The sequence below is a fragment of the Ralstonia sp. 1B3 genome (assembly GCF_036631435.1).
The window spans coordinates 1-23,349 of sequence record NZ_JAPNUG010000018.1 but is presented as its reverse complement, the minus strand read 5'-3'; the positions used below and the strand labels follow the sequence as shown (position 1 = coordinate 23,349).

Genomic DNA, 23,349 nt, shown 5'->3' with positions numbered 1-23,349 from the left:
GGCCGTTTTAAGTCGATGTCGCGACCACGGCGTCTGGCAGCCACGCCTGCGGCACGTCAGCACTGCGACGATTCGGGCCCCACGTAATGACGCGCACCTGCACGAGGTTTTCGATCACGAAAGGATCGCGCGCGACGATGGCGTCGATCTCTTCACGGGATTCGGCACGCGCCAGGATCCCGCCGCCTTCACGCGGGAAGAACGGCCCCGACATCAGGAAGTGGCCGCTCGCATAGTGGGCGTCCAAGTGCACGCGGTGCGCAGGCAGCACACGATCGAGTGCTTCGAGCGGTGCGGTGTAGTTGAAAAGAATCAGGTACAGCATGCGATGGCTCCTTATGGGATGAAGTGACACCTTCGAAACGCGAGGCCCGCAGCGTGAAACGACGTCGCTGAGTGTCCCGCAGAAACGGGTACGCTTTGCGCGGAAACCCTTTCGCCGCGCAGGGTTCTCAAGGGCGCAGGAGCAACGCCCCGACGGTCTGTCCGGCCTCCAGCGCGGTGTGTGCGGCAGCGGCGTCTTCGAGTGCATAGGTACCGCCAACCGGCACGCGCACACCATCGAGCATGCGCTGCAAGGCGGCCTGCGCGCCGGTCCGGTAGTTCGACAGATCGGCCATGTAGCGGATGACACCCGGCCGCGCCAGCGCAATGGATCGCGATGGTCCGAGCGCTGCAAGATCGACGGCTTTCGTCTGGGCGTTGCCGACATCGCCTGCTTGTCCGATGCTCGCCACCATACCGAAGGGCCGTGTCACTGCCAACGAGGTCTGCAGCATCGCGCCGCCAATGCCGTCGATCACGTAGTCGACGCCTTCTCCGCCGGTGAGCTGGAGCACGGCTTCGCGCACATCTTGCTGGCGATGCAGCACGACGTGGTCCGCGCCGTGGCCGATGGCGATGGCGGCCTTGGCTTCGCTGCCCACCGTGCCGATCACGCGCGCCCCCTGGCGCTTGGCCCACTGCACCAGCAACGCGCCCAGGCCGCCGGCCGCCGCATGCACGAGCAGCGTATCGCCGGCGCGCACCTGCCGTACCCGCGTCAGCAGCATGTGCGCGGTGATGCCGCGGACCAACGTGGCTGCCACGGTTTCGTCATCCAGCGCATCGGGCAAGGCAATCGCCCGTTCGGCCGGGATGTTGCGGTGACTGGCGTAGCCGCCGGGCGCGCCGTCCATCAGGCCAGCCCAGGCCACGCGCTGCCCAACGACAAAGCCGCGCACATCCGGACCCAAAGCTTCCACGACGCCGACGCCTTCCACTCCAAGCACCGCCGGAAACGCCGCCACTGGATACAAGCCAGTACGGTGATACACGTCGACAAAGTTCACGCCGATGGCCGTGTGCCGCACCGTCAACGCATTCGGCCCAGGCGGCGGCAACATCAGGCTGGCGGGCCGCAAACCCAATGCTGGTCCGGGTTCGCGGAGTTGGATCACCTTGGCATGCATGGCAGAAGCCCTCGCAGAAATGGGTACGCTTTTTTGGATTCATCGATGACGGGTACTACGTTCGTCACGTTGTGAAACAAGCGTAATCCGTTCAGAATCACCCGGGAATTCACTAAAACCGATCAGCTTCTGTGCAAAAAGCCCAGGTCGACCAAAAATGCGCGTGCCTTGGCGCGTGCGGCGGCGGCCGAACCTTCTTCTTCCTTGCAGTGGGATGACGTGCGCTACTTTCTCGTGCTCGCGCGCGAGGGCAGCTTGTCGGCTGCCGCGCGGCGACTGGCGGTGGAACACACCACGGTGGCGCGGCGCGCAGACGCACTGGAGCAATCGCTGGGCGTGCGCCTGTTCGACCGCCTGCCGCGCGGCTGGCGCCTGACCGCCGAAGGGAACGCGCTGGCCGAGCGCGCTGAGCGCATGGAGCAGGAAGCGGCCGGCTTTGCTGCCGCAGCAGGAGCGGGCAGTTTGCGTGGGACGGTTCGCATCTCGGCGCCGCCCACCGTGGCCAGCCACATCATTGCGCCAAACCTGGCGACGCTGCGCCGTCAATGGCCCGGCATCGACCTCGTGCTGCTGGGCGAAAAGCGCAACGCCAACCTGATGGCGCACGAAGCCGACCTCGCAGTGCGCTTGTCGCGCCCAACCTCATCGGCCCTGGCGACACGGCCGCTGGGCGACCTCGGCTACGGTCTGTACGCCACCGCAGAGGTGCTCGCTCGCCCCGAATCCGAATGGGAATTCATCGGTTACGACGAAAACCTGCGTCACGTCCCGCAGCAGCGCTGGCTGGACAACTACGCGGGCGAACGTCGCGTGGTTTTACGCTGCAGCGATCTGGCCGCAATGCACCAGGCGGCGCTGGCCGGACTGGGTGTCGCGGCGCTGCCGCACCTGCTTGGCGCCCCCGCAGAAACGGGTACGCTTTTGCGCCGATTGCCCGTCGACGACCCTGCGTTGCATCGGGAAATCTGGTTGGTGATCCATCCCGACGTTCGACGATCACGCGCGTGCGGGCCGTAGCCGACGCATTGATCGCGCTGTTCGAGGCACAGCGACACGTCTTGGCGGGGATTTGAACGTACGCAGAAACGGGTACGCTTTTGGATGAAAATGAACCGCAAACCCAATGGATATGCGGTTCTTGCGCCTCGGCAATGTTGCATGCCGAGGCGCCTTCAAAACACTCAGCCGCCCAGGTAGGCTTCGAGCACGCGCGGATTGCCCAGCAGGTTTTTGCCGCTATCCGCCAGCACGATCTCGCCGGTTTCCAATACGTAGCCGTGTTGCGCGATCTTCAGCGCCTGGCGCACGTTCTGCTCGACCAGGAAAATCGTCAGGCCCTCGGCATTGATGGTGCGCAGAATGCGGAAGATCTCCTGCACGATGATCGGCGCGAGGCCCATCGACGGTTCATCCAGCAGCAGCACGCGCGGGCGCGCCATCAGCGCGCGGCCGATGGCCAGCATCTGCTGCTCGCCGCCCGACAGGTTGCCGGCCAGACCGTCGATGCGCTCCTTCAGGCGTGGGAACAGGTGAAATACGCGCTCCAGGTCGGAGGCGATCTGGCCCTTGTCCTTGCGTGTGTACGCGCCCAGCTCCAGGTTTTCGCGCACGGTCATCGTGGTGAGCGTGGCGCGCCCTTCGGCCACCTGCACGATGCCGCGTTCCACACGCTTGTGGGCGGACCACTGCGTAACGTCTTCGCCTTCGAACAGGATCTGGCCGCGCACATCACCCTGCGACTTCGGGATCAGGCCCGAAAGCGCCAGCAGCGTGGTCGATTTGCCCGCACCGTTTGCGCCCACCAGCGAGGTGATCTCGCCGGCCTTCAACGCAAAGTCGATGCCCTTCACGGCTGCGATGTGCCCGTACGACACGTCCAGCCCTTGACTTCCAGCAACGTGGTCATGCCGTCTCCTTCTGCGCGGCATTGCCGTTCGCGTCGTCGTCGTCATCGCGGCCCAGGTACGCCTCGATGACTTGCGGGTCGTTGCGGATTGCCTCGGGCGGCCCTTCAGCGATGATGCGGCCGAAGTTCAGCACCGCAATGCGCTCGCACAGGCCCATCACGAAGCGCATGTCATGCTCGATCATGAAGATCGTGTAGCCGCGCGCCTTGATGTTTTCGATCTCGGCCATCAGATCGACCTTCTCGCCGGTGTTCATGCCGGCCACGGGCTCGTCGAGCAGCAGCAGCTTGGGCTCGGTCGCCAGGGCACGCGCCAGTTCGAGCTTGCGCTGGTCGCCGTACGAAAGGTTGTCGGCAATGTCATGCGCCTTGTGATCGAGCTTGACCCACGAGAGCAGCTCGAGCGCACGGTCGCGCGCGCCGCTCGGCGGCGCGGTACTTTGGCAGCGACAGCAGCAGGCCCGGCGCACCGTAGTCCAGATGCCGGTGCATGCCCACCACGACGTTCTCCAGCAGCGTCATCTCCTTGAAGATGCGGATGTTCTGGAACGTGCGTGCGATGCCCATCTGCGTGATCTCGTACGGCTTCTTGCCGACCAGGTTTTCGCCGTTGAACGTGAGCGAGCCGCCGGTGGGCGCCAGCAGGCCCGTGATCAGATTGAACACCGTCGTCTTGCCGGCGCCGTTCGGGCCGATCAAACCGAAGATGCTGCCTTGCGGCACTTCAATGTTGACGTCCTGCAAGACCGACAGGCCGCCAAAGCGCTTGGAAATGGAGGTGAGTTTCAGCATGGCGGCCTCAGTGCGATTCATTGGAAGCAGCCGGGGTGTTGCCCGTGCCAGGCATGGTGCTGCCGCGCTTGATGCCGAACCAGCGCGCGAAACGCGACGGGTCCCAGATGCCCTTGGGCAGGAACAGCACGATCACCATCAGGATCACGCCGTTGACGACCAGGCGGAAATCCTTGAACGCACGCAGCAACTCGGGCAGCAGCGACAGGATCAGGCTGCCGAGCACCGGGCCCGTCAGGCCATTCGTGCCGCCCAGAATCGTCATCGTCAGAATTTCGACGCCGCGGTCGAAGCCGAATTCGTTCGGGCCGATGAAGAACGTGAGGTGCGCGTTCAGTGCACCGGCCAACCCGGCGATGGCCGCACCCAACGTGAAGGCCAGCAGCTTGGTGCCGGCCACGTTGATGCCCATGAGGCCGGCAGCCGTTTCGTCTTCCTTGATGGCCTCGAATGCGCGGCCCACCTTCGAGCGGCGCATGCGCGCCAGCACGAACAGCGTCGCCAACACGGCCACCGCCACATGCCACCACTCGGTCAATTGCGGAATGCCGTTCAGGCCCAGCGCGCCGCCAGTCCAGTTTTCGGTGTTCAGGATCAGCACGCGCACGACCTCACCGAAACCCAGCGTGGCCATGGCCAGATACACGCCCGAAAGGCGCAGCGTCGGCCGCCCGATGACAATGGCCACCACGGCCGGCGCCGCCATGCCGCCCAGCAGCGCGACGGAAAACGGCATCTCGGCGTTCATCGTCAGCAGCGCCGCCGTGTAGGCGCCGATGCCCATGAAGGCCGCATTCGCCATCGCCAGCAGGCCGCACGACAGCGTCAGGTAAATGGACAGCGCCAGCAATGCATTGATGCCCAGCGTGAGCACCAGGTTGCTGTAGACCGACCAGAAATTGTCGAACCATTCCATATCGGTCTCCTTAGGCCTTGCGTTCCAGCACCTTGCCGAACAGCCCTTGCGGCCGCACCAGCAGGATCAGGAACAGCAGACCGAACGCCACCGCATCGCGCATGGTGGAGCCGATGTAGGCCACCGACAGCACCTCGGCAAAGCCGAGGAACAGCCCGCCCAGCATCGCGCCGCGAATATCGCCCAGGCCGCCGAGGATGATGACCGCGATGCCCTTGTGCAGCATCGGCTGACCCATCAACGGGAAGACCGCGTTGGAGTACAGGCCGATCAGCACGCCCGACAAGCCGCCCAGCGCAGCGGCGGCAAACGAGGTCAGCAGGAACAGGCCTTCGACATTGATGCCCAGCAGCGCGGCGGCTTTCGGCGACTCCGCGATCGCGCGCAGCGCGCGGCCGAGTTGCGTACGCTTGAGCAGCAGCATGAGCGCGGCCATCAGCGCGAACGACAGCACGATGATGCTCAGCTCCAGCGGGGTGAGGTGGATGCCGCCCAGGTCCAGCGAGGCATCCGAGACGAGCCCGGCCGGGAAGCGCAGGTTTTCCGCCCCGAACACGCCCTGCATGGCGTTGTTGATGGCGATGCCCGCGCCGATGGTGGCAATCATCGGAATCAGGTGCGGCGCGTTGCGGCGGCGCAGCGGCGCAGCAGCAACACATCGATGATGAGACCGGCGACGCCGCTCACGACAAAGCCCACGGCCAGTGCCGCCCACAGCGGCAGCTCGAAATGGAGAACGACCTGCAGCGCCGCATAGGCACCGAGCATGAAGACCGCGCCGTGCGACAGGTTGATCACGCCCAGGATGCCGAAAACCAGCGTGAACCCCAGGGCGAACAACGCATACACGCACCCGAGCGACAGCGCATTGACGAGTTGCTGTTCCAGCATGATGAATCAGAGTGAGGTGCGGCCGAACGTGACCGAAGCAGTCACGACGCAGCCACAAAAGCGATGGGGCGTAGGTTTAGCTACGCCCCGCCTGTCTCGTTCGGAGGGTTTCAACGAGAACCGAAGATTACTTCTCGATGGTGTACTTGCCGTTCTTGGTCACGCTCACGATCGGCGTCTGCACGGCGTCGTAGCCGGCCGGCTTGCCACGTGCGGTGACCTGACGGAAGGCAAACGCGCCGGTCGCGCCGGTGTGCTTGACTGCCGGCAGTGCATCGCGGATCGCCTTGCGGTCGGCTTCGAGGTTGCCGCTGAACTTGACCGTCTTCAGCGCCTTGCTCGCGATGTACATGGCGTCATACGCCTGCGCCGCAAACTGGTCCGGCGCTGCCTTGTACTTGGCGGTGTAGGCAGTGATGAACTTGCTGTTCTCGGGCGTGTGGTTCTCGATCGACCACGGGCTGCCCACCCACAGGTTGTCGGACTTGTCCTTAGCGAGATCGAACACCTTGACCGAGTTCATGCCGTTGCCGCCGATGACCGGCACATTCAGGCCAAGCTGGCGCGCCTGCACCATGATCGGACCGCCTTCGGCAATCAGCGCCGACAGCACGATCGCATCGGGGTTCGTCGCCTTGATCTTGGTGAGCTGGGCTTTGAAGTCCACGTCGCCCTTGGCGAAGGTCTCGGTCGTCGTGACCGGAATCTTCAGGTCTTCGAGGGCCTTCTTGAAGTTGTCGTAGCCGCTCTTGGTGAAGACGTCGTCGTTGCCGTACAGCACGGCAACCTTCTTCACGCCGGCCTTCTTCACAACGGTCTGGATGGTGGCCGGCAGCACATCGGCTTCGGTCACGGAATTGCGGAAGACGAAATCGCCGATGCTGGTGATGCCGTCTGCGGTGTTGGAGGTGCCGAAGGCCACCGTCTTGGCAGCCTGCGCGATCGGGTCAGCCGCCTGGGCCGAGTTGGACAGCGTGGGGCCGAACACCATGGCCACCTTGTCCTGGAAGATCAGCTTCTTGAAGACGTTGATGGCCTCTTCCTTCTTGCCCTGCTCGTCTTCGATCACCAGCGCGATCTTGCTGCCGTTGATGCCGCCTGCAGCGTTGATCTCATCAGCCGCCAGCTGGAAGCCGTTGCGGATGGCCACGCCGTATTGGGCTGCACCGCCCGACAGCGCTTCTGCCACACCGATCTTGATGTCCTGGGCCGCGAACGTCGTGCCCGTTGCGATTGCCGCCCCCGCAGCCACTGCCGTCAACAGCAGCCGTTTGATCATTTTTTGCATGCGAACCTGCTCCTTGTTTGTCCGTCGCGATTGCTTGAATGCGATGCGTCTCGAAGATGCGCTGGCCCAACACCGTCGCTCCCCCGCATGCGCCCTGCATCGCGTCCGGACGCTCGCCTGCCGGGTTTCGCGCCACGAAGACTAGGCAACGTTGGCGAAACGGCGGAAGACCTGCCGGGCGAGCGATGCCGGATCGGGCATGCGCGCACCGGAAGTGCGTCGGAGTGTGAAGCGAAGGCGCCATGGGTGCAGCGCTCTTGTGCGACGCGCCGGGGTGGCCGGCGCGTGCAGTCAGTCGCGGGACTTTACCGGAAAGCGCACGACCGTGCGATAGGGGATTGTCCGCCGCCCGGCCTGGGGGCCGATGTTGCGGCGCAATATTGCCTGCGCAATACCGACGGATCGACGCCGGGCGTACCCGTTTCTGCGTGCCGTGCGGCGCTGCGAAATCAGCCCGCCGACAGTTCGTCGGCGCTGACAAACAGGCCCTTGCCGCGCGATTTGGCTTCGTACAACGCCTCGTCGGCGGCTTCGAAGACGGCGCTCTGCGCCAACGTGCGCGCGTCGAAAGTCGCGATCCCGATGCTCGCACCGACCTGCACCATCGCCTCGCGCAAGCGAAACGGCTTGTTGCATGCGGCAAGGATGTTGGTGGCGACAGTCTTCGCGTCGTCCGGATGCGACAGATGTTCGAGGATGACGGCGAACTCGTCACCGCCAAAACGTGCAACGCCGTCGTACGGCCGCACGGCGCGTGCCAGGCGTTGCGCGAAGGTCCGCAGCAGCGCATCGCCAACGGCATGTCCGTGCGTGTCGTTGACGACCTTGAAGCCGTCGAGGTCGACCAGCAGCAGCGCCCCGGTGGATCCGGTCACACGCGCTTGGTCGAGGGCCGCCAGCAAACGCTCTTCAAAGCCGGCTCGGTTGGCCAGGCCGGTGAGGTGGTCGGTGGTGGTCAGCGCGCGCAGGCGCAGCTCCTGCTTCTTGCGCTCCGTGATGTCGAGCGTGACGGAATGCACACCGGCCACGCGGCCTTGCGCGTCGAACTGCGGAAGGTAGCTGACCTCTTCGGCACGGTACAGATCGCGCCCGCGAAGTTCGCGCTCGAAGACCATCGTCTCGCCGCCCAGTGCGCGCCGCAACGCATCACGAAGGATGCTGTAAGCGTCGTCACCCACGACTTCACGCAGCGTCTGTCCGAGCATGCTCGCGGCTGAGCGTCCGTACGCCTTCTCGTAGGCAGCATTCAGGAAGCGGAAGCGCTCGTCGGTGTCGATGAAGGCCACCAGCGCAGGCAGCGCGTCGGTCACGGTCTGCAGCGTTTCGCGGCTGCGCTGCAGCGCCTCCTTGGCCGCCCTGTCCTGCGTGATGTCGCGCATGACGGACGAGAAATACTCCATATGCCCGGCAGGATCGCGGTGCGCGATGATCATGTGGTTGATCGGCACGACCTGACCTTCGGCCCCACGCACAGTGGTTTCGCCAATCCAGACGCCATCGCGCGCGGCTGCCGGCACGGCCACCTCGCGCAGCCAGCCCATCGTCTCGGGCGGGTAGAAGTCCGCCACGGTCAGGCCCTGGAGATTCGCGTCGAGCGCAATGCCGGCGAAGCGGCGGCCGGCCGGATTCATGTAGGTGACGTTGCCCTGTACGTCGCTCTGCGCGACGAAATCGGTGGTGGAGTCCAGGATCTTGGTCAGCACGCGCGACGCCTGTTGCGCCCGCGCCCGCACGGTGATGTCTTCCATGACGCCAACGTGGCCGACTACCTCGTCGTCCACCCGCACCGGTGCCGTCGTGACGACCAGCAACCGCTCGCCGATGCCCGGCACGATCACGCGCTGCTCGGCGCTGTAGCCGGCGCCGCGCGCGAGGGCGTCGCGCCAACCGGCCATGGTGGCATCGCGGTCGTCCGGATGCAGGCGCGCGAGCCACACGTCGGCCAGCGCCTCCTCGGGCGTGGCGCCGAGCAGGCGGCGATACGCCTCGTTGGTGTAGACGGTCCGGCCGTCCGCATCCGAACGGAACAACCCCAGCGGCGAGGCATCGTTCACCGCTTCCAGTTCGGCGCGCTGCCGGACGACCTCGCCCATCAGCTTGTGGAACGCCGTCGACACCGCGTCGATTTCCGCCGACGCACCGCCCAGCTCAAGCGGCGGCGCCTTGCGCAGGTCCGTGGCAGAGAGCTGCGTCATGGCGGCGTGCAGCCGGCCAAGCGGGCGCAGCAGCCACAGCATCGCCGCCCACACCGATCCGCCGATCAGCGCCGCGAGCACCAGGAGCGACCAGCGGAAGCGCTGGCGCATGAGGAAGAGCTGCCGGTTGGCCTCGGCGCCGGGCAACACGGCAGCGAGCGTCCAGCCGGCCGCGATGATGTCTTGCGTGGTGACCACGTCGCCGCCGCGCTCGGGCAGCGCATCAGGGTCCGCGCGGAAGGCCGAGGCTGCCGCCGGATCGGCGTCAAGCGGCGCGAGCGTCTTGTCGGCCTCGGGGTGAACGATATAGACCGGGTTCTCACCTCGCGTGGCCAGGTAGACATGGCCCGTCTGGCCTACGCGCATGTCGCGCAGGTCGCCCAGAAAGTTCGGCTTGAGCAGGTACAGCGAGGCGCCAATCAGCCCCACGAGATTGCCGTCCTGGTCATGCACAGGCGCCGCCATGATGACGATGGGCTCACCACCCACGCGGTTGTGCAGCGGCGCGGAGATGGTCGGCTGGTCGACCACCAGGACTTGCCGGAAGTAGTCTCGATCCGAAATGTCGATGCCGACCACGCTTGCGCGGCGCGTCGAGGTCGTCGTCACCTTGCCGTCGGCCGAGGCCAGGAACACGCCGTCGAACAGGCCGCTGGCCGGCTGGATGGACTGGTAGAACGCGGCTTCCTGCGCGGGCGTGTCGAACCGCACGCTGCGCATCTGCCGGGCAGTGCGTTCGAGCACGCCCAGATAGGTGTCCAGCCGCTGTTTGAGATCTTCCGCCGATTGCTTGACCACGGCCGCCTGCTGCACCTTGATCTGCGCCATCACCTCGCGGCGGATCGGCTCGCGTTGCGACCAGCCGAACACGCTCACCACCGCCACGCTGATGACGGTCGCCATGATGGCCGCCTGCGACTTCAGGGTCAGTTTCATCGGACCGTCGGCTGGCACCGGCACCCCTCGCGGCCGGTGTCTTGCTGTAGTGGGAGGGCAGCCACCATAGTGCTATGCCCGCCCGTCATTGTCGAGCCGCCGCGGCGCTAGCGGCGGCCGCAGACGTAGGCAGCAGAGCGCGCCGCGAGCGTACCGGAGCGGATGCGCATCCAGTGCGCGCCGGCCGCGGTATCGGTATCGAGAGTGGCGCCGTCGGGGCCGCGCACCACGTAGTCCACCAGGCGGATGCGATGGCGATGGCAGTCAATCTCCTGGCGCGAAAGAATCACCGTGCCGGGCCGGTAGTGCGCCCCGTGGGCGCGGCGTTCGCTGCGCTTGAGCACGGTGCGCGCCAGAAAGGTCTTGTGGCCGGTACGGCTCGAGCGCAGCGACGTGCGGTCGATGGATGCCACGACGGATGTCGTCGTCAGGTATTGGTGCCAACGTTCGGCCTGGGCAGGCACCGCCACGCCGAAGGCGCCAGCGCCGACAGCGCATATCCAGATCCACCGCCACAGCATGCGTTTCACGACCGTCCGTCCTGCCATATCAAGAAGCCAAGAAGCGGCACTGGTGCCGCAGGCACATATTGTAACAATCGGCCCGCAAGACTCGCGCCTGAGCGCTCAGGTAGCATGCGGCCAACTCGATCGCACCGACTTCCACATCCGCCATGCCCACCGTCGCTCCGTCTGCCCTCGTTGCCCACGCCATCGCAGCCTTGCTGATCGCCAGCGTGCCGGTCGTCGCGTGGTTCTGGCTGCGGCGGCGCTTTGACCTGGCGTGGCGCGACATCGGTGTGGGCGCAGCCGTGTTCGTCGTATTTGCGCTGGTGCTGGAGCGCACGCTGCACCTGTATCTGCTGCAACTCAATCCGACGACGGCGCATTGGCTGCGCATGCCTGCGCTGTTCGTCATCTACGGCGCGCTGATGGCCGGTGTGTTCGAGGAAAGCGGCCGCTGGCTCGGCCTGCGCTTTCTCGTGCGCAAGCCCGGAGGCGCCGCGACACCCGTGGCCTACGCGCTCGGGCACGCCGGCATCGAGGCCTGGCTGGTCGGTGCGGCATCGCAGGCGCAGATGGTGATGTTCGGCATTGCCGCCAACCGGGGCGAGCTGGAATCGCGTCTCGCCGCCAGCGGCGCCGAGGCCATGACGGGGACGATTCACGCCATGCTCGCGCAGCTCTCGCCGTGGCTCGCGCTCGGTGCGATCAGCGAGCGTTGCGGCGACGCTGATCCAGTTCACGCTCACGCTGGTGGTGTGGCACGCGGTGCGCCAGCGGCGTTTTGTGATCGTCGTGCTGGCGGTCCTGCTGCATGCGCTGGCGGACCTGCCGGCTGCGCTGTACCAGGTGCATGTGCTGCCCCTGGCGGTGACCGAGGCGATCTACGCGGTGACGGCCGTGCTGCTGGCAGCAACGTGCTGGCCCCGCAGGGCGGCCGCAGGATCGGCGAATCTTCGCTGCGCTAACTGCTGCGGAACCGGTCCGGCTCGATGCCGTGCCGGTTGAGCTTGTCGTACAGCGTCTTGCGCGGCACGGCCAGCAAATCCGCCGCCCGCGCAACGTTCCCCTCCGTGGCGCGCAGCGCTTCCTCGATGGTGGCGCGTTCGACTGCCATCATGCGCCCGGCCAGGGAATGCTGGCTCGCTTCGGACGCCACCAGGCCATCGTCCAATCCGAGGCAAAAACGCTCGGCCACATTCTTCAGTTCACGCACGTTGCCGGGCCAGTCGTGGTGCTGCCACCGCATCATGTCCTGGGCAGACCAATCAGGCGCGGGGCGTTCGTAGCGCACTGCGGCCTGTTGCAGAAAGTGCGCCATCAGCAGCGGAATGTCTTCCGCACGCTGACGTAGCGCAGGCAGCGCAATCGATACGACATTCAAGCGGTAATACAGGTCCGCACGGAACTGGCCGTGATCGGATGCCTCCTTCAAGTCGACCTTGGCAGCGGCCACCACACGGCAATTGACGGGCACGCTGGCGTTGCTGCCCAGCCGCTCGATGCTGCGCTCCTGCAGCGCGCGCAGCAGCTTGGCCTGCAGCGCCAGCGGCATCGATTCGATTTCATCCAGGAACAGCGTGCCGCCATCCGCGTATTCCATCTTGCCGATGCGGCGGCGGTTGGCCCCCGTGAAGGCGCCGGCTTCGTGGCCGAACATCTCGCTCTCGAACACGGATTCGGGCAAGGCCGCGCAGTTGAGTGCGACGAACGGGCCGCGACGTCGGCTGCCTTCGTGAATGGCGCGCGCGAGCACTTCCTTGCCCGAGCCGGTCTCGCCCGTGACGAGGATGTCCGCATCGGTCGGTGCCAGTGCGGTGACGAGCCGGCGCACGTTCTGCATGACGGCGCTCTGCCCGATCAACGGGTACGCCTGCCGGCCCTGCAGCGCTTCGCGCAAACGCAGGTTTTCGGACGTGAGCCGGCGTTTTTCCAACGCCCGCCGCACCACATCGACGAGGCGCTCGGAGTGGAACGGCTTTTCCATGAAGTCGTAGGCGCCGGCGCGCATGGCCGCCACCGCCATCGTCACATCGCCATGACCGGTGATGAGAATGACCGGCAACTGGCGGTCGTGCTGCAGCATTTCGCGCAGCACGGCCAGGCCGTCGCGGCCGGGCAGGCGCACGTCGGTGACGACCACGGCCGGCGTTTGCGTGGCAAGCGCAGCGAGCGCGCTCTCTGCATCGGCAAAGGACTGCACCGGCACATCGGCCAGCGAGAGTGCCTGCTCGCAGCCCAGGCGCACGACGTCATCGTCTTCGATCAGGAAGACGGGCGCGTGGTCGATGGGGGAAGGATCGGGCGTGCCGTGTTCAGTCATGTGGGTTTCACAACGCGTTCAAGCTCGATGATGAATTCTGCGCCCGGCGTGCCGTCGCGGGCATTGCGACCTTCGAGCCGGCCGCCAAAGTCTTCGATGATCGCCAGCGAAATCGCCAGCCCGAGCCCCAGGCCCTGACCGTCGTCCTTGGTGGTGAAGAACGGCTCAAACAGGCGCGGCAGCACATCGGCGGGAATGCCTGGGCCGAAGTCGCGCACGGTGATACGTACCCATTTCTCGATGGGTTCGACACTCACGCGCACGATCGCCGATTCGGCTGCGGGTGCCTCGGCGGTGGCGTCGATGGCGTTACGAATGAGGTTGACGAGCACCTGCTCGAGCCGCACGGCATTGGCCCAGACAGCAAGGTCTGCCGGCACCGGTTCGATCACCACGGTCACGCCGGCCTGCCGGCGACGCGTCTCGATCAGCATCAGCGCCTGGCGGATGGCTTCGTCCACCGACACCGCTGCGCGTGCCGCATCGCCCTTGCGCGAGAACGCCTTGATGTGTGAAACGATGCGCCCCATGCGTTCGGCAAGTTGGCTGATGTGCGTGAGGTTGCCGCGCACCTCGTCGATGCGGCCGCGCTCGGCAAGCTGGTTGGCGTTGTCGGATAGCGTGGTGAGTGCGGTAAGCGGCTGGTTGAGTTCGTGCGTGATGCCGGCGGCCATCTGGCCAAGCACGGCGAGCTTGCCGGCCTGCACGGCGGCATCGCGCGTTTCGCGCAGGATGCGTTGCGCAGCGTCGAGCGCCTCGACCTTGCCGGCGAGCGCCGTGTTGGCGGACGTCAACTCGGCGGTGCGCTGGGCGATGCGCGCTTCCAGGTCGCGCTGGACTTCGCGCAACGCGGCGCGCGCACGGTGCTGCTCTTCGCGCCGACGCTGGCGCAAACGCAAAGCAACGAGCACGGCAAAGATGAGCGCCATCGCAAACGCGGCGCTCGCCCCGGCCACGAGCGCGGTGCGCTGCTCGTCGCGCGGGTCGATCAGCACGGCGACCTGCCAGCCGAGCAGGCCCACCGGGCGGTACTGCACACGCAGTGTCGATACCGATTTTCCGGGCAACGCCACGCGCACAGTCTGCGGCGGCTGGTCCGCAGAAAGGGTACGCTCGCGCCTTGCCCGTCATTCATGCCGAGCGGCGTGAGGATGTGCGGCGCGTATTGGCGCGTCGCGTCGAGTGCGGCGCGCTGGTCCGCGTTCAAGGTGCCGAGCGTGCGGTACTTCCACTCCGGTACGGACGACAGGAAGATCACCCCGTGGCGATCCACCAGCAGCACCGTATCGCCACTGCGCGACAACGTGGCCTCGAACGCATCGAGGTTGACCTTGACTACCACCACGCCGATCGGCGTGTTGCCTTCGCGCACGGGCGCGGCGACGAAATAGCCGGTCTCGCCCGTGGTGTTGCCCACGCCGTAGAAGCGACCGAGCCCTTCGCGCATGGCTTCGACAAAGTACGGGCGGAATGCGTAGTTCTGGCCGACGAACGAGGTCGGCAAGTCCCAGTTGCTGGCGGCAATCGTGAGACCCGTCTTATTGATCAGGTGAGCGGCGGCCAGGTCGGTGGCCGCCTGGACTTCTTTCAGGTAGGCGTTGGCTGCACGGCGCGGAACGGCGTCGCTGGCCTCGGGGTTCTCCAGAAGCGCGACGTGCAGCACGTGCTCCAACGCAGCCAGCCTCGGCAGCGATTCATACCGCGCCAGCGTGCTGCGCAGATTCTGCGCGTAGAAGGTCGTGCGCTGGCCGGCCTCTTCGGCACGCGCGGCAACGTAGCGTTGCAGGGCGATGGCGTAAGCGCCCCAACCCGCCGCCGCGCAGCACGCCGCCATGGCCAGCGCGACGGCCATGCGCCACCCTCGCCCGCGTGCGGGTGGAGCAAGGTCGGCATGGCCGTCGGTTGGCGACATGGGTTCAATGTTCGATGCGGGAATGCTCGCGAGTATCGCGCATGAACACGTACACCAACAGCGACAGGAAGATGGCCCCTGTCACATACCAGTAGAACAGCGACTCATGACCCGCCTGCTTGAGCCACAGCGCGATGTACTCAGCCGTGCCGCCAAAGATTGACACGGTAAGCGCATACGGCAGACCCACGCCCAGGGCGCGGACCTCCGCGGGGAACAGCTCGGCCTTCACCACCGCGTTGATCGACGTGTAGCCCGAGACGATCACCAGCGCGGCCATGATCAGGAAGAACGCCGTCCACACGTTGGTGGTCTGGCTGATGCCGGTCATGATCGGCACGGTGAACAGCGTACCGAGCACGCCGAACGCAATCAGGATCGGACGGCGGCCGATGCGGTCAGACAACCCGCCCACGATCGGCTGCAGCATGGCGAAGAGCAGCAGCGTGGCGCCGGACACCAGCGTCGCCTGGTCCTTCGACAGACCCACCGTGTTCGCCAGGAACTTCTGCATGTAGATCGAGTACGTGTAGAACGCCACCGTCCCGCCCATCGTCAGGCCCACGACCGTCGCAACGGCGCGTGGATGCTTGGCGAGCTCCGACAGCGTGCCGCGCTTCTTGTTGGCTTTCGCTGCGGTAAAGGACTGCGTTTCCTCCATGTGCGAGCGCATCGCCATCGCCACCAGCGCACACAGTGCGCCGATGAAGAACGGAATGCGCCAGCCCCACGCCTCAAGCTGCGCCGGCGACAGCACGAACTGCTGCAGCACGATCAGCAGCGCCAGCGCCGTCAGTTGGCCGGCGATGAGCGTGACGTACTGGAAGCTCGAATAGAAACCGCGGTTTCCTTGTTGGCGACTTCGCTCAGATACGTGGCGGAGGTGCCGTATTCCCCGCCAACCGACAGCCCCTGCAGCAGCCGCGCCAGCACAAGCAACGCCGGGGCCGCCACGCCGATCGTCGCGTAGCTCGGGGTGAGCGCAATGATGAGCGAGCCCGCGCACATGAGCACCACCGAAAAGAACAGCGCGCGCTTGCGGCCGTATCGATCGGCATAGATGCCCATCAGCCAGCCGCCCACCGGACGCGCCAGAAAGCCCACCGCAAACACCGCCGCCGTATTGAGCAGCTGCGCGGTCTGGTCACCCTTGGGGAAGAACGATTTGGCAAAGTACAGCGCAAAAGCGGAGTAGACGTACCAGTCGTACCACTCGACCAGGTTGCCGATCGAACCGGAGAAGATGGATCGCAGACGACGGCGAACATCTGCGGGAGTGTCTTTGGTGGGGGCCTGCGCGGGCGAAAAGTCGCCCGTGACCGCGCCAGCCTGAGGCTGCGTCATGGTGTCTCCTTGAGCGTTGGCGGCGGCCTTTGCTGGTGACATGTCGGCACACTTGGCTGCGTGCGCGACGTCCGAGCGGTCCGCCGGTTTATGGGTGGTCGCTCTTACTCAAGAAGCATTCCATGCGAAACCCAGACGCGCCGATCCGCCGCAAATGCCCATGGCACCGGGCTTTGCGGGAAATCGATAGAACGGCGGAAGGCAGGAGGTGTGCGGTTTCTCAGAATCGGCGGGGCGACCTGTGCGGAAACCCGCACGACCGATTCTGAGAACGGGAGAGGCGAGCCTCAGGCGGCCACGCTCAGCGGAATGGTGTCGCGGACCAACGAATCCATCTCGGCAGAAACATCCTGATGTGTTTGGGCCAGGCCCAGGCGGTCATGCAGGTACGCCTCAAAGTCAGCACGCACTTCCGGATGGCGCAGGGCAAACTCGACGGTCGCCTGCAGGTAACCGAACTTGCTGCCGCAATCGAAACGCTGACCACGGTAGCGATAAGCCAGGATCTGCTCTTCGGCCAGCAGGCTCTGGATGGCATCCGTCAATTGCAGCCGCCGCCGGCGCCCGGCTTCAGATTGCGCAGGTGATCGAAGATGCGCGGTGTCAGGATGTAGCGGCCGACCACGCCCAGGTTGGACGGTGCGTCCTTCGGCGCCGGCTTCTCGACGATGCCGTCGAGCTTGACGAGGCGGTCATCCCATTCGCGGCCGGCCACCACGCCGTACGAACGCGAAGCTTCCGGCGCAATCGTTTCGACGCCCACGATGGAGCAGCGGTAGTGATCGTAAAGCTCCGTCATCTGCTGCATGACGGGCGGCTGGTTATCTAGCAGGTCATCGGCCAAGATCACGGCGAAGGGTTCATCGCGTACCAGTTTCTGCGCACACAGCACCGCGTGACCAAGGCCCAGCGTCTCCGGCTGGCGTACGTAAAAGCACTCAACGCCGGACGGCTTGATCGACTGCACCATCTCCAGCAACGCCTGCTTGTTCTTGGCGGCCAGCTCAGTTTCAAGTTCGTACGCCTTGTCGAAATGGTCTTCGATCGCGCGCTTGGCGCGGCCCGTGATGAAGATCATCTCCGTGATACCCGCGGCGGCAGCCTCTTCCACCGCATATTGGATCAGCGGCTTATCGACGATCGGCAGCATCTCTTTCGGGCTGGCCTTGGTGGCTGGTAGGAAACGTGTACCGAGCCCCGCCACGGGAAACACGGCCTTGGTGATCTTCTCGTTCATGACAGCTCCATTGGTGAGACGTAGCGTCATGAGCAAGTCATATGCCAGCACAAAGCCAAGGGGGTCGACCCTTTGATGGAGCGCCATCTGGCGCGCCCTCCGTATTGTCACGCGACCGTCTTGGCGTCTTTCCTACAACCGGTTGCAACTCCGTCGCCGCGACTTTCAGCGCCGAAAGTTAAAAAGCGTACCCAATTCTGCGTACTGGTTCGCGCCGCCTGGGGTGCGCGCCGGAACGGCCGCCATCCGCTGACGGCGTCTTCAGGAATTCAGGAGGATGGCTTGACCCAGCCGCGCGAGACCGGCGTGGTGCTCTCGGCGCGCGCCGGTAGGCGTCAATCTGCGCGTTCAGTTGCGCGACCTCAGCTTCAAGGGTGCGGATGCGCTGCCGGAGTTGATCGGCTTCGTTTTGCGTCTGCTGACGCACCGCATCGTTCTGCAGGCGGAGAAAGCGCTCCGTACCGGCCAGCGCGTTGGCCGCGCCCTCGCCGGGACACCGTTTCCATGGTCTGTTCCAGGCGCTCAAGGGTCGCGTCGGTCAACTTTGGAGGCACAGCAGGCGCAGTCGCGAGCGCCTCGCCAAGACGGCGCTCCAGGTCCGCCATCGCGGCCTGTAATTGCCGGTTGCGCGCGGCCTCGTGTTCGAGCGCGCGCTCCGCCACTTCGGCCCGAATGCGTGCTTCCATCCACCCGCGCCCCCGGCGCGCCAATCGCACGCGAGGCGATACGGTTGCGCTCCTCACCCGGCGAAAGCGTACCCGTTTCTGCGTGCGCCGACGGGATCGGCCACGGTTCAACGGCATCCGCAACAACGCCGCTTGCTGCAGTCCCACGCCCCTGCGCTCGATCGACTGCCTTCTGTAGCGTCGTATTGCTCGGACGTCGGCGCACTCCAGCCTCCGCCAACCACCGCACGTAGCGCCGAACGCCATAAACACGGCGCGTCACGGTGTGAACGGCTTCGATCACCTCATCCAGGAACACTGCGTTGTCGTGCGGGAAGGCGATATCCAGCCTCCGGATCGCTTCGACGATCCGCTGTTGCTGTTCAGGCGAGAAATAGAGACCGGGGCGTGCCATAGGGGCTATGAAATGTCCTTATAGTGTACATGAAGGGTTAAAAACCTCAAAGTCTCGGCTGTAGCATTCATTATTTTGCATGTATTCGATTTTTGTTGCAGTCGTATTCCGGGCGGTTCGATCCCGTCCCAAACACCGGATCTGCCGGTTTCGGCGCACGTTTGCCGCCGACGGCAGCCGTGTTGGACGCACAACCAAGCAAATCGGATACGCAGAAACGGGTACGCAAAGCAAGGCGAGGACGTTTGAGCAACGCGGAATCGACGCAAAAAAGCGCCCTATCGGGCGCTCTTGGCAGGTAGAACGGGGGCCAGACTACAGCAGCGCAACGTCTAGGCCAAATCGGCTTTTCAGTGCCTCGACCAGCGATTCCCGCGCGCCACGATCTGCCAGCTTCACATCGAGCATCACGCGGCCGGAATCCCACTCCTTGATTGTGCCGAGAAGATCACCTTCTGCGCTCCTGATTTTGTACTGCCGGCTGACTTCCTTGACCTTGCGTGTACGTCCCTCCTGAGCCACCTTGCGGATCTGTTCCACGTCGCGGCTGGAGAGTCCTTCTTCCAGCACGCGATGCACCAGCTCCCGCGTACGGTCTTCGCCGGCGCTCTTGAAGTACAACGTCAACTCATATCCGGTCGCGATACCGATGCCCGCCGGCCGCTCCTTCATCACTTCGAGGACAGACTCCGGCAACTTCAACAGAGCCAGGGTCTTGTTGACCGTTCCCGCAGAGACGCCGGTAATTTCACAAATATCTTCTTCTTTTAACTTTTCCTTCATCAAGGAGCTGCCGCCAGGCGATGGCATTGTCCAGCACCGATTGGCCGGAACGCTGCTCGTTCAAGACGAACGACAGACGAAATCGATATCTGAGAGCCCGTCTTCGATGAAGCAGTCCATCTCGGCCTTCCCAGCGGCGGCCAAGGCACGCTTGCGGTAGTGGCCATCGATCAGGACATACCAGCCGGGCCGGGCCGGGTCCGGGGCCGCCAACCCAGGCGTCTGCTGACCATGCGTAGCGATGGATGCCGCCCGCTCCTGGACGATCTGCGGATCGTAGATTCGGCGGGCATTGAGCGGATTTTCCTGCAGTCGGTCCAGCGGGACCTTGATAACGCGGCGTTCGGAACTATTCGCAGGCGTGGGACTTTCAGCGCTGAAAGCGGGGGCGGGAGCCGCTTGGCCGAGCAGGCCGCGGGGGTGCGACGTAATCGCTTTCTCTGCCAATGCAAAACGATCGACCGGTATTGCCTTGGTCTTCTGCGGCAATGCCGGCCAGCATGCCGTCTTTGAGCGATTTCAACTTCGCGCTCATACACGTTCCTCCTGCAACAACTGCAACACCTCGTCGATCAAGATGTCGACTTCACTGATGGCTTCCCGGGCGCCCGACACGCCGTGCACCGTCGCTCCAATCGCCTGGCACTCCCGAAACGCAGAGCGCGAGCCGATCATAGAATCCATCAAAGGGATATCTCCATCATCACCAAGAATTTCAATCGCTTGTTTAGCGAGCGAGACGCGTCGCTGAACCATATTCGCGAGCACACGAATACGGAGCGTTTCGTTCGTCACCTGAGCCTGCTGAGCGAGAGCCTTTGCAGCGACTGCAGCCCACAGATCGGGCGGGGACGGCACGACAGGGATCAAGGCAATGTCGGAGATCAGTAGCGCGCTCGATGACGACGGCGAGTGAACCGCCGGAGGGCAATCGACCACGATGTAGTCGTAGTCCGCCACAAATTTGCGCACCTCGCGATGCATGGCGCCCCCCGAGGGCGCCAGACCGATTACCGAAGCCGGGAAGGGCTTCTCTTCCGAGCTTGGGCGGCCCACCGGGTGGCGGTTCCTTGCTCGTCCATGTCGACGAGCAGCGTTTTGCTTCCCCGTAAACCAAGGGTTCCGGCGATGTGCATACTGACCGTGGTCTTGCCGCAGCCGCCTTTCTGATTGAATACCGTTACGATCTTGGCGCTCACTGGCCCTCCACTTTCAGCGCTGAAAGTCAGCAGCGCTCATCTTAGGGAAGACCGACAAAAAACACAAGATCGATAAAATTCAATTCATATAAATTTCACCGATGGGCCTCATCGCGGGCACGCCAAAGGCCGGAAAAGACTGGGTTTTCAATTCACCTAAATTGAGATCTAAATGCGGTCTTTAGCGCATAACGATAGGCGTTCAGCCTTGTATTTACGAGCTTCCTAGGTGTTTTACCAGTGAGGTGCATAAAAGCGACATTTGGGAAAAATGCCGCCCATCGACACTCTGCTCCAAACTGGTTATGATGCTTAGACAGTCGTCTGAAGACTTTGTCTACGCAAGATTCGGAATCAGCCGGTTCTTCGTGCGATGTCCGGATCGGCTGGACGACGTGTTTTTTGTTTTTTAAAGGAATTTTTGCATGGCCACGGGTACTGTCAAATGGTTTAACGAAACCAAAGGCTTCGGCTTCATCACTCCGGACGGCGGCGGCGCAGATCTGTTCGCGCACTTCTCCGAAATTCAGGGTTCGGGCTTCAAGACCCTGAAGGACGGCCAGAAGGTCACCTTCGAGGTGAAGCAAGGCCCGAAGGGTCTGCAAGCCTCGGCGATCAAGCCGGAATAAGTTTCGGGCTGATCGCCTGAGATGAGAAAAGGGGAGCATCTGCTCCCCTTCTTTTTTTGCCCGACGCTTTCGCTTGATTTCAGGCCAGCTTCCGTACACTGGTACGCGAGGGCTGCAGAATCAGCGCCTTGGAAGAGTCTGCGTCCACCTTCGCGTCCGGATAGACGACCAGTACGTCCTTCAGCGCCTTGCGGAACAACGCGCGGAATTTCCGCTCGCTTTCGGTTTCAGTTCCGAACTGCATCTGCAGCGCTTCCCAGGGGATCTCTGTACGCTTTTGGATCGTGAAGAAGCGGTATGTAAGCCAGGAATACACATCCAGCGCGAACGGCGATTGTTTGAGTGCTTTCAATGCGCGCATATCCACCGGCACCGGCCGATTTACAAGTTCGTTGAAGAACGGTTCGGACAGCACCACGAAGCTCTCGAACATCGAGCCCTGGCCCGGCTGCATCGGATCCCACCAGGTCGACAGCTGGTCCGCCAGCAAGTAACCAATGCGATCGATCGAGAGCGGCTCCTGGTTCTGATTCTGGCTGCTCGGCGCCGACTTGTTCTGCACGATGGCGATCGTGGCCGAGAACAGGCGAATCATCTGCTGGCGCACCAGCGTCATGGTGCCCCGCTTGCCGCCCGTGGCCATCGGGATGCCCAGGTTGTACATGAACTCGGACAACGAGTTGCCCAGCGAAATGCGCCGGTCTTCCACTGTGCCCTGGAATTCGCCGCGCTTCTTCTTCGCCATGATCTCCTTGCCGATCCAGGCGAGCATCAGGCGCGGATACGAACCATACGGATAGCCGAAAGAGACCGTCTCCGAAACGATGCGCTGGCGCCCATTGCTGGCCCGCTCCGAACGCTGCTGCGTGAAGTAGCCCGGCTGGATCATCAACGAAATGTTGCCGCTGGAGCGTGTCCAGACCGGCGGCGCGCCCTTGGGAGCACGATAGGGGAGCGTGACCTGAACGCTGGCGCGGCTGAGGAAGCCGACCTCGCCGCTTTGCCAGGCGTCTTCGCGTTCCATTGCCTGCGCTTCATCGAACAGGCGCTGAAACTTCTCCGGCGCGGCAATGACTTGCCCTCCCGAGGGGACGATGATGCGGCCGGACGCATTGTCGTCCGGTTTCCCATTGGGTGTGAGGCGTTTGGTGACCATGGTGGGCAAGAATTGTTCAGAGCCTTTGTACTAAAACGCCTTCGCCTTGTCACGCAGAATTGGGTACGTTTTCTTATTTTTGCTCGTTGTCGCGGAAGGGCATCGGTGGGCAACCGTCAAGGTTGTCCACGGAGGACCTTTCCTCACTACAAGCCATATATACCTTCTACGTTTACTACAGGTAAAACCGTATACGCGGCCCGCAAAGCCTTGCCGGTATTAGGTTCAGGGGGTAAACCGAACCAGATTCTGCGACCGCCCGAACCAGATTCTGCGCGATGGTGTACCCGCTTCTGCGCGAAACCGTACCCGCTTCTGCGCATTGGGCGTACCGGAATCTGCGGGGATAACATCATGTTGTCCACAGTGTTATCCACAGAAAACAGAGGCTGGGCAGCGTGATCCGGGCTGTTTTTGTCTGTGCGTACCCGTTTCTGCGGCCGATTCGGCGTTCTTTTGGCGGGCCCTCGGCCTGACAGCCGGAGATACGTACCCGTTTCTGCGGGAATATAGGCTGGGTCGGCGCGATCACCGTACCCAAATCTGCGCGTGTACGGATCGCTGTGATTTTTCGAGTCCGGTCTGTTAAACGCTTCCTATGAAAGCGAGCACACGCTCTACACAGTGTGGCTGCGTTACGTGCGTACCCGTTTCTGCGCGGCGGTTCTCGGGCAGACGTGATCGCGCATCATCGAACGTTTTGTCCTAATGCTCGAATTCCCAACTTTCATCGCTGAAACCTTCGGGGAAGGGAGCGGTTTGCTGATACCTCCAGCCTCCGGCTGCTGGCCACCGTACCTGTTTCTGC

Annotated in this window: 10 protein-coding genes and 10 pseudogenes; 3 read left to right on the top strand and 17 right to left on the bottom strand. The window is 63.9% G+C overall.

The window, feature by feature from the left end; all coding sequences use genetic code 11:
• Window positions 1-7: 7 nt before the first annotated feature.
• Both OWR21_RS05235 and OWR21_RS05230 read right to left on the bottom strand, forming a co-directional pair.
• Window positions 8-325 (bottom strand): YciI family protein, encoded by a 318-nt coding sequence (locus tag OWR21_RS05235; RefSeq protein ID WP_332394735.1) that lies wholly within the window; start codon window positions 323-325, stop codon window positions 8-10.
• Between the two features lie 127 nt (window positions 326-452).
• On the bottom strand, window positions 453-1,451 hold the full coding sequence (locus tag OWR21_RS05230; RefSeq protein WP_332394734.1) for a quinone oxidoreductase family protein: 999 nt from the start codon (window positions 1,449-1,451) through the stop codon (window positions 453-455).
• A 204-nt stretch (window positions 1,452-1,655) separates the two neighbouring features.
• Between OWR21_RS05230 and OWR21_RS05225 the strand changes: the two are divergent.
• Window positions 1,656-2,524: pseudogene (locus OWR21_RS05225) on the top strand (LysR family transcriptional regulator).
• A 108-nt stretch (window positions 2,525-2,632) separates the two neighbouring features.
• Here the strand turns inward: OWR21_RS05225 and OWR21_RS05220 are convergent.
• From OWR21_RS05220 to OWR21_RS05190, 7 genes and pseudogenes are all read right to left on the bottom strand, one after another.
• On the bottom strand, window positions 2,633-3,379 hold the full coding sequence (locus OWR21_RS05220; RefSeq protein ID WP_332394742.1) for an ABC transporter ATP-binding protein: 747 nt from the start codon (window positions 3,377-3,379) through the stop codon (window positions 2,633-2,635).
• Window positions 3,354-4,149 (bottom strand): annotated as a pseudogene (locus OWR21_RS05215) (ABC transporter ATP-binding protein). The gene OWR21_RS05220 and the pseudogene OWR21_RS05215 overlap by 26 nt, the downstream one beginning before the upstream one ends.
• A gap of 7 nt (window positions 4,150-4,156) precedes the next feature.
• A complete protein-coding gene (locus tag OWR21_RS05210) occupies window positions 4,157-5,065 on the bottom strand; it encodes a branched-chain amino acid ABC transporter permease (RefSeq protein ID WP_147214907.1) in 909 nt (302 codons plus the stop codon).
• Between the two features lie 10 nt (window positions 5,066-5,075).
• Window positions 5,076-5,956, bottom strand: a pseudogene (locus OWR21_RS05205) (branched-chain amino acid ABC transporter permease).
• Between the two features lie 127 nt (window positions 5,957-6,083).
• Entirely contained in the window at window positions 6,084-7,244 is a 1,161-nt protein-coding gene (locus tag OWR21_RS05200; protein WP_316875713.1) for an ABC transporter substrate-binding protein, read from the bottom strand.
• Window positions 7,245-7,693: 449 nt separating this feature from the next.
• Complete coding sequence (locus OWR21_RS05195) at window positions 7,694-10,375, bottom strand: diguanylate cyclase domain-containing protein (RefSeq protein ID WP_332394733.1); 2,682 nt, start codon at window positions 10,373-10,375, stop codon at window positions 7,694-7,696.
• Window positions 10,376-10,482: 107 nt separating this feature from the next.
• Window positions 10,483-10,923, bottom strand: coding sequence for a surface-adhesin E family protein (locus OWR21_RS05190; RefSeq protein ID WP_332394732.1), 441 nt, complete (start codon window positions 10,921-10,923; stop codon window positions 10,483-10,485).
• A 125-nt stretch (window positions 10,924-11,048) separates the two neighbouring features.
• On the opposite strand from OWR21_RS05190, the pseudogene OWR21_RS05185 reads away from it, so the two are divergent.
• A pseudogene (locus tag OWR21_RS05185) lies at window positions 11,049-11,846 on the top strand (YhfC family intramembrane metalloprotease).
• Here OWR21_RS05185 and OWR21_RS05180 read toward each other — a convergent pair.
• The 7 genes and pseudogenes from OWR21_RS05180 to OWR21_RS05150 form a co-directional block, all read right to left on the bottom strand.
• On the bottom strand, window positions 11,843-13,201 hold the full coding sequence (locus tag OWR21_RS05180) for a sigma-54-dependent transcriptional regulator (RefSeq protein ID WP_332394731.1): 1,359 nt from the start codon (window positions 13,199-13,201) through the stop codon (window positions 11,843-11,845). The pseudogene OWR21_RS05185 and the gene OWR21_RS05180 overlap by 4 nt on opposite strands.
• A pseudogene (locus tag OWR21_RS05175) lies at window positions 13,198-15,113 on the bottom strand (sensor histidine kinase). Before OWR21_RS05175 ends, OWR21_RS05180 begins: the two are co-directional and overlap by 4 nt.
• Before the next feature lie 4 nt (window positions 15,114-15,117).
• A pseudogene (locus OWR21_RS05170) lies at window positions 15,118-16,457 on the bottom strand (MFS transporter).
• A gap of 287 nt (window positions 16,458-16,744) precedes the next feature.
• Window positions 16,745-17,694 (bottom strand): annotated as a pseudogene (gene galU, locus OWR21_RS05165) (UTP--glucose-1-phosphate uridylyltransferase GalU).
• A gap of 269 nt (window positions 17,695-17,963) precedes the next feature.
• Window positions 17,964-18,774, bottom strand: a pseudogene (locus tag OWR21_RS05160) (DNA-binding protein).
• 315 nt (window positions 18,775-19,089) lie between these two features.
• A pseudogene (locus tag OWR21_RS05155) lies at window positions 19,090-20,092 on the bottom strand (ParB/RepB/Spo0J family partition protein).
• A pseudogene (locus tag OWR21_RS05150) lies at window positions 20,089-20,756 on the bottom strand (AAA family ATPase). The pseudogenes OWR21_RS05155 and OWR21_RS05150 overlap by 4 nt, the downstream one beginning before the upstream one ends.
• 425 nt (window positions 20,757-21,181) lie before the next feature.
• On the opposite strand from OWR21_RS05150, the gene OWR21_RS05145 reads away from it, so the two are divergent.
• On the top strand, window positions 21,182-21,385 hold the full coding sequence (locus OWR21_RS05145; protein WP_004632415.1) for a cold-shock protein: 204 nt from the start codon (window positions 21,182-21,184) through the stop codon (window positions 21,383-21,385).
• A gap of 79 nt (window positions 21,386-21,464) precedes the next feature.
• On the opposite strand, the gene OWR21_RS05140 is transcribed toward OWR21_RS05145, so the two are convergent.
• The gene (locus tag OWR21_RS05140; RefSeq protein WP_147214927.1) at window positions 21,465-22,541 is read right to left on the bottom strand and encodes a replication protein RepA; all 1,077 of its coding nucleotides are present in this window, start codon (window positions 22,539-22,541) and stop codon (window positions 21,465-21,467) included.
• Window positions 22,542-23,349: the final 808 nt, after the last annotated feature.

Excerpts from the sequence above, each read along its gene's own strand:
- OWR21_RS05210 (WP_147214907.1), bottom strand. The coding sequence starts at position 5,065 with ATGGAATGGTTCGACAATTTCTGGTCGGTCTACAGCAACCTGGTGCTC.
- OWR21_RS05195 (WP_332394733.1), bottom strand. The coding sequence starts at position 10,375 with ATGAAACTGACCCTGAAGTCGCAGGCGGCCATCATGGCGACCGTCATC.
- OWR21_RS05180 (WP_332394731.1), bottom strand. The coding sequence starts at position 13,201 with ATGACTGAACACGGCACGCCCGATCCTTCCCCCATCGACCACGCGCCC.
- OWR21_RS05230 (WP_332394734.1), bottom strand. The coding sequence starts at position 1,451 with ATGCATGCCAAGGTGATCCAACTCCGCGAACCCGGACCAGCATTGGGT.
- OWR21_RS05190 (WP_332394732.1), bottom strand. The coding sequence starts at position 10,923 with ATGGCAGGACGGACGGTCGTGAAACGCATGCTGTGGCGGTGGATCTGG.
- OWR21_RS05200 (WP_316875713.1), bottom strand. The coding sequence starts at position 7,244 with ATGCAAAAAATGATCAAACGGCTGCTGTTGACGGCAGTGGCTGCGGGG.
- OWR21_RS05220 (WP_332394742.1), bottom strand. The coding sequence starts at position 3,379 with ATGCCGCGCAGAAGGAGACGGCATGACCACGTTGCTGGAAGTCAAGGG.
- OWR21_RS05140 (WP_147214927.1), bottom strand. The coding sequence starts at position 22,541 with ATGGTCACCAAACGCCTCACACCCAATGGGAAACCGGACGACAATGCG.
- OWR21_RS05235 (WP_332394735.1), bottom strand. The coding sequence starts at position 325 with ATGCTGTACCTGATTCTTTTCAACTACACCGCACCGCTCGAAGCACTC.
- OWR21_RS05145 (WP_004632415.1), top strand. The coding sequence starts at position 21,182 with ATGGCCACGGGTACTGTCAAATGGTTTAACGAAACCAAAGGCTTCGGC.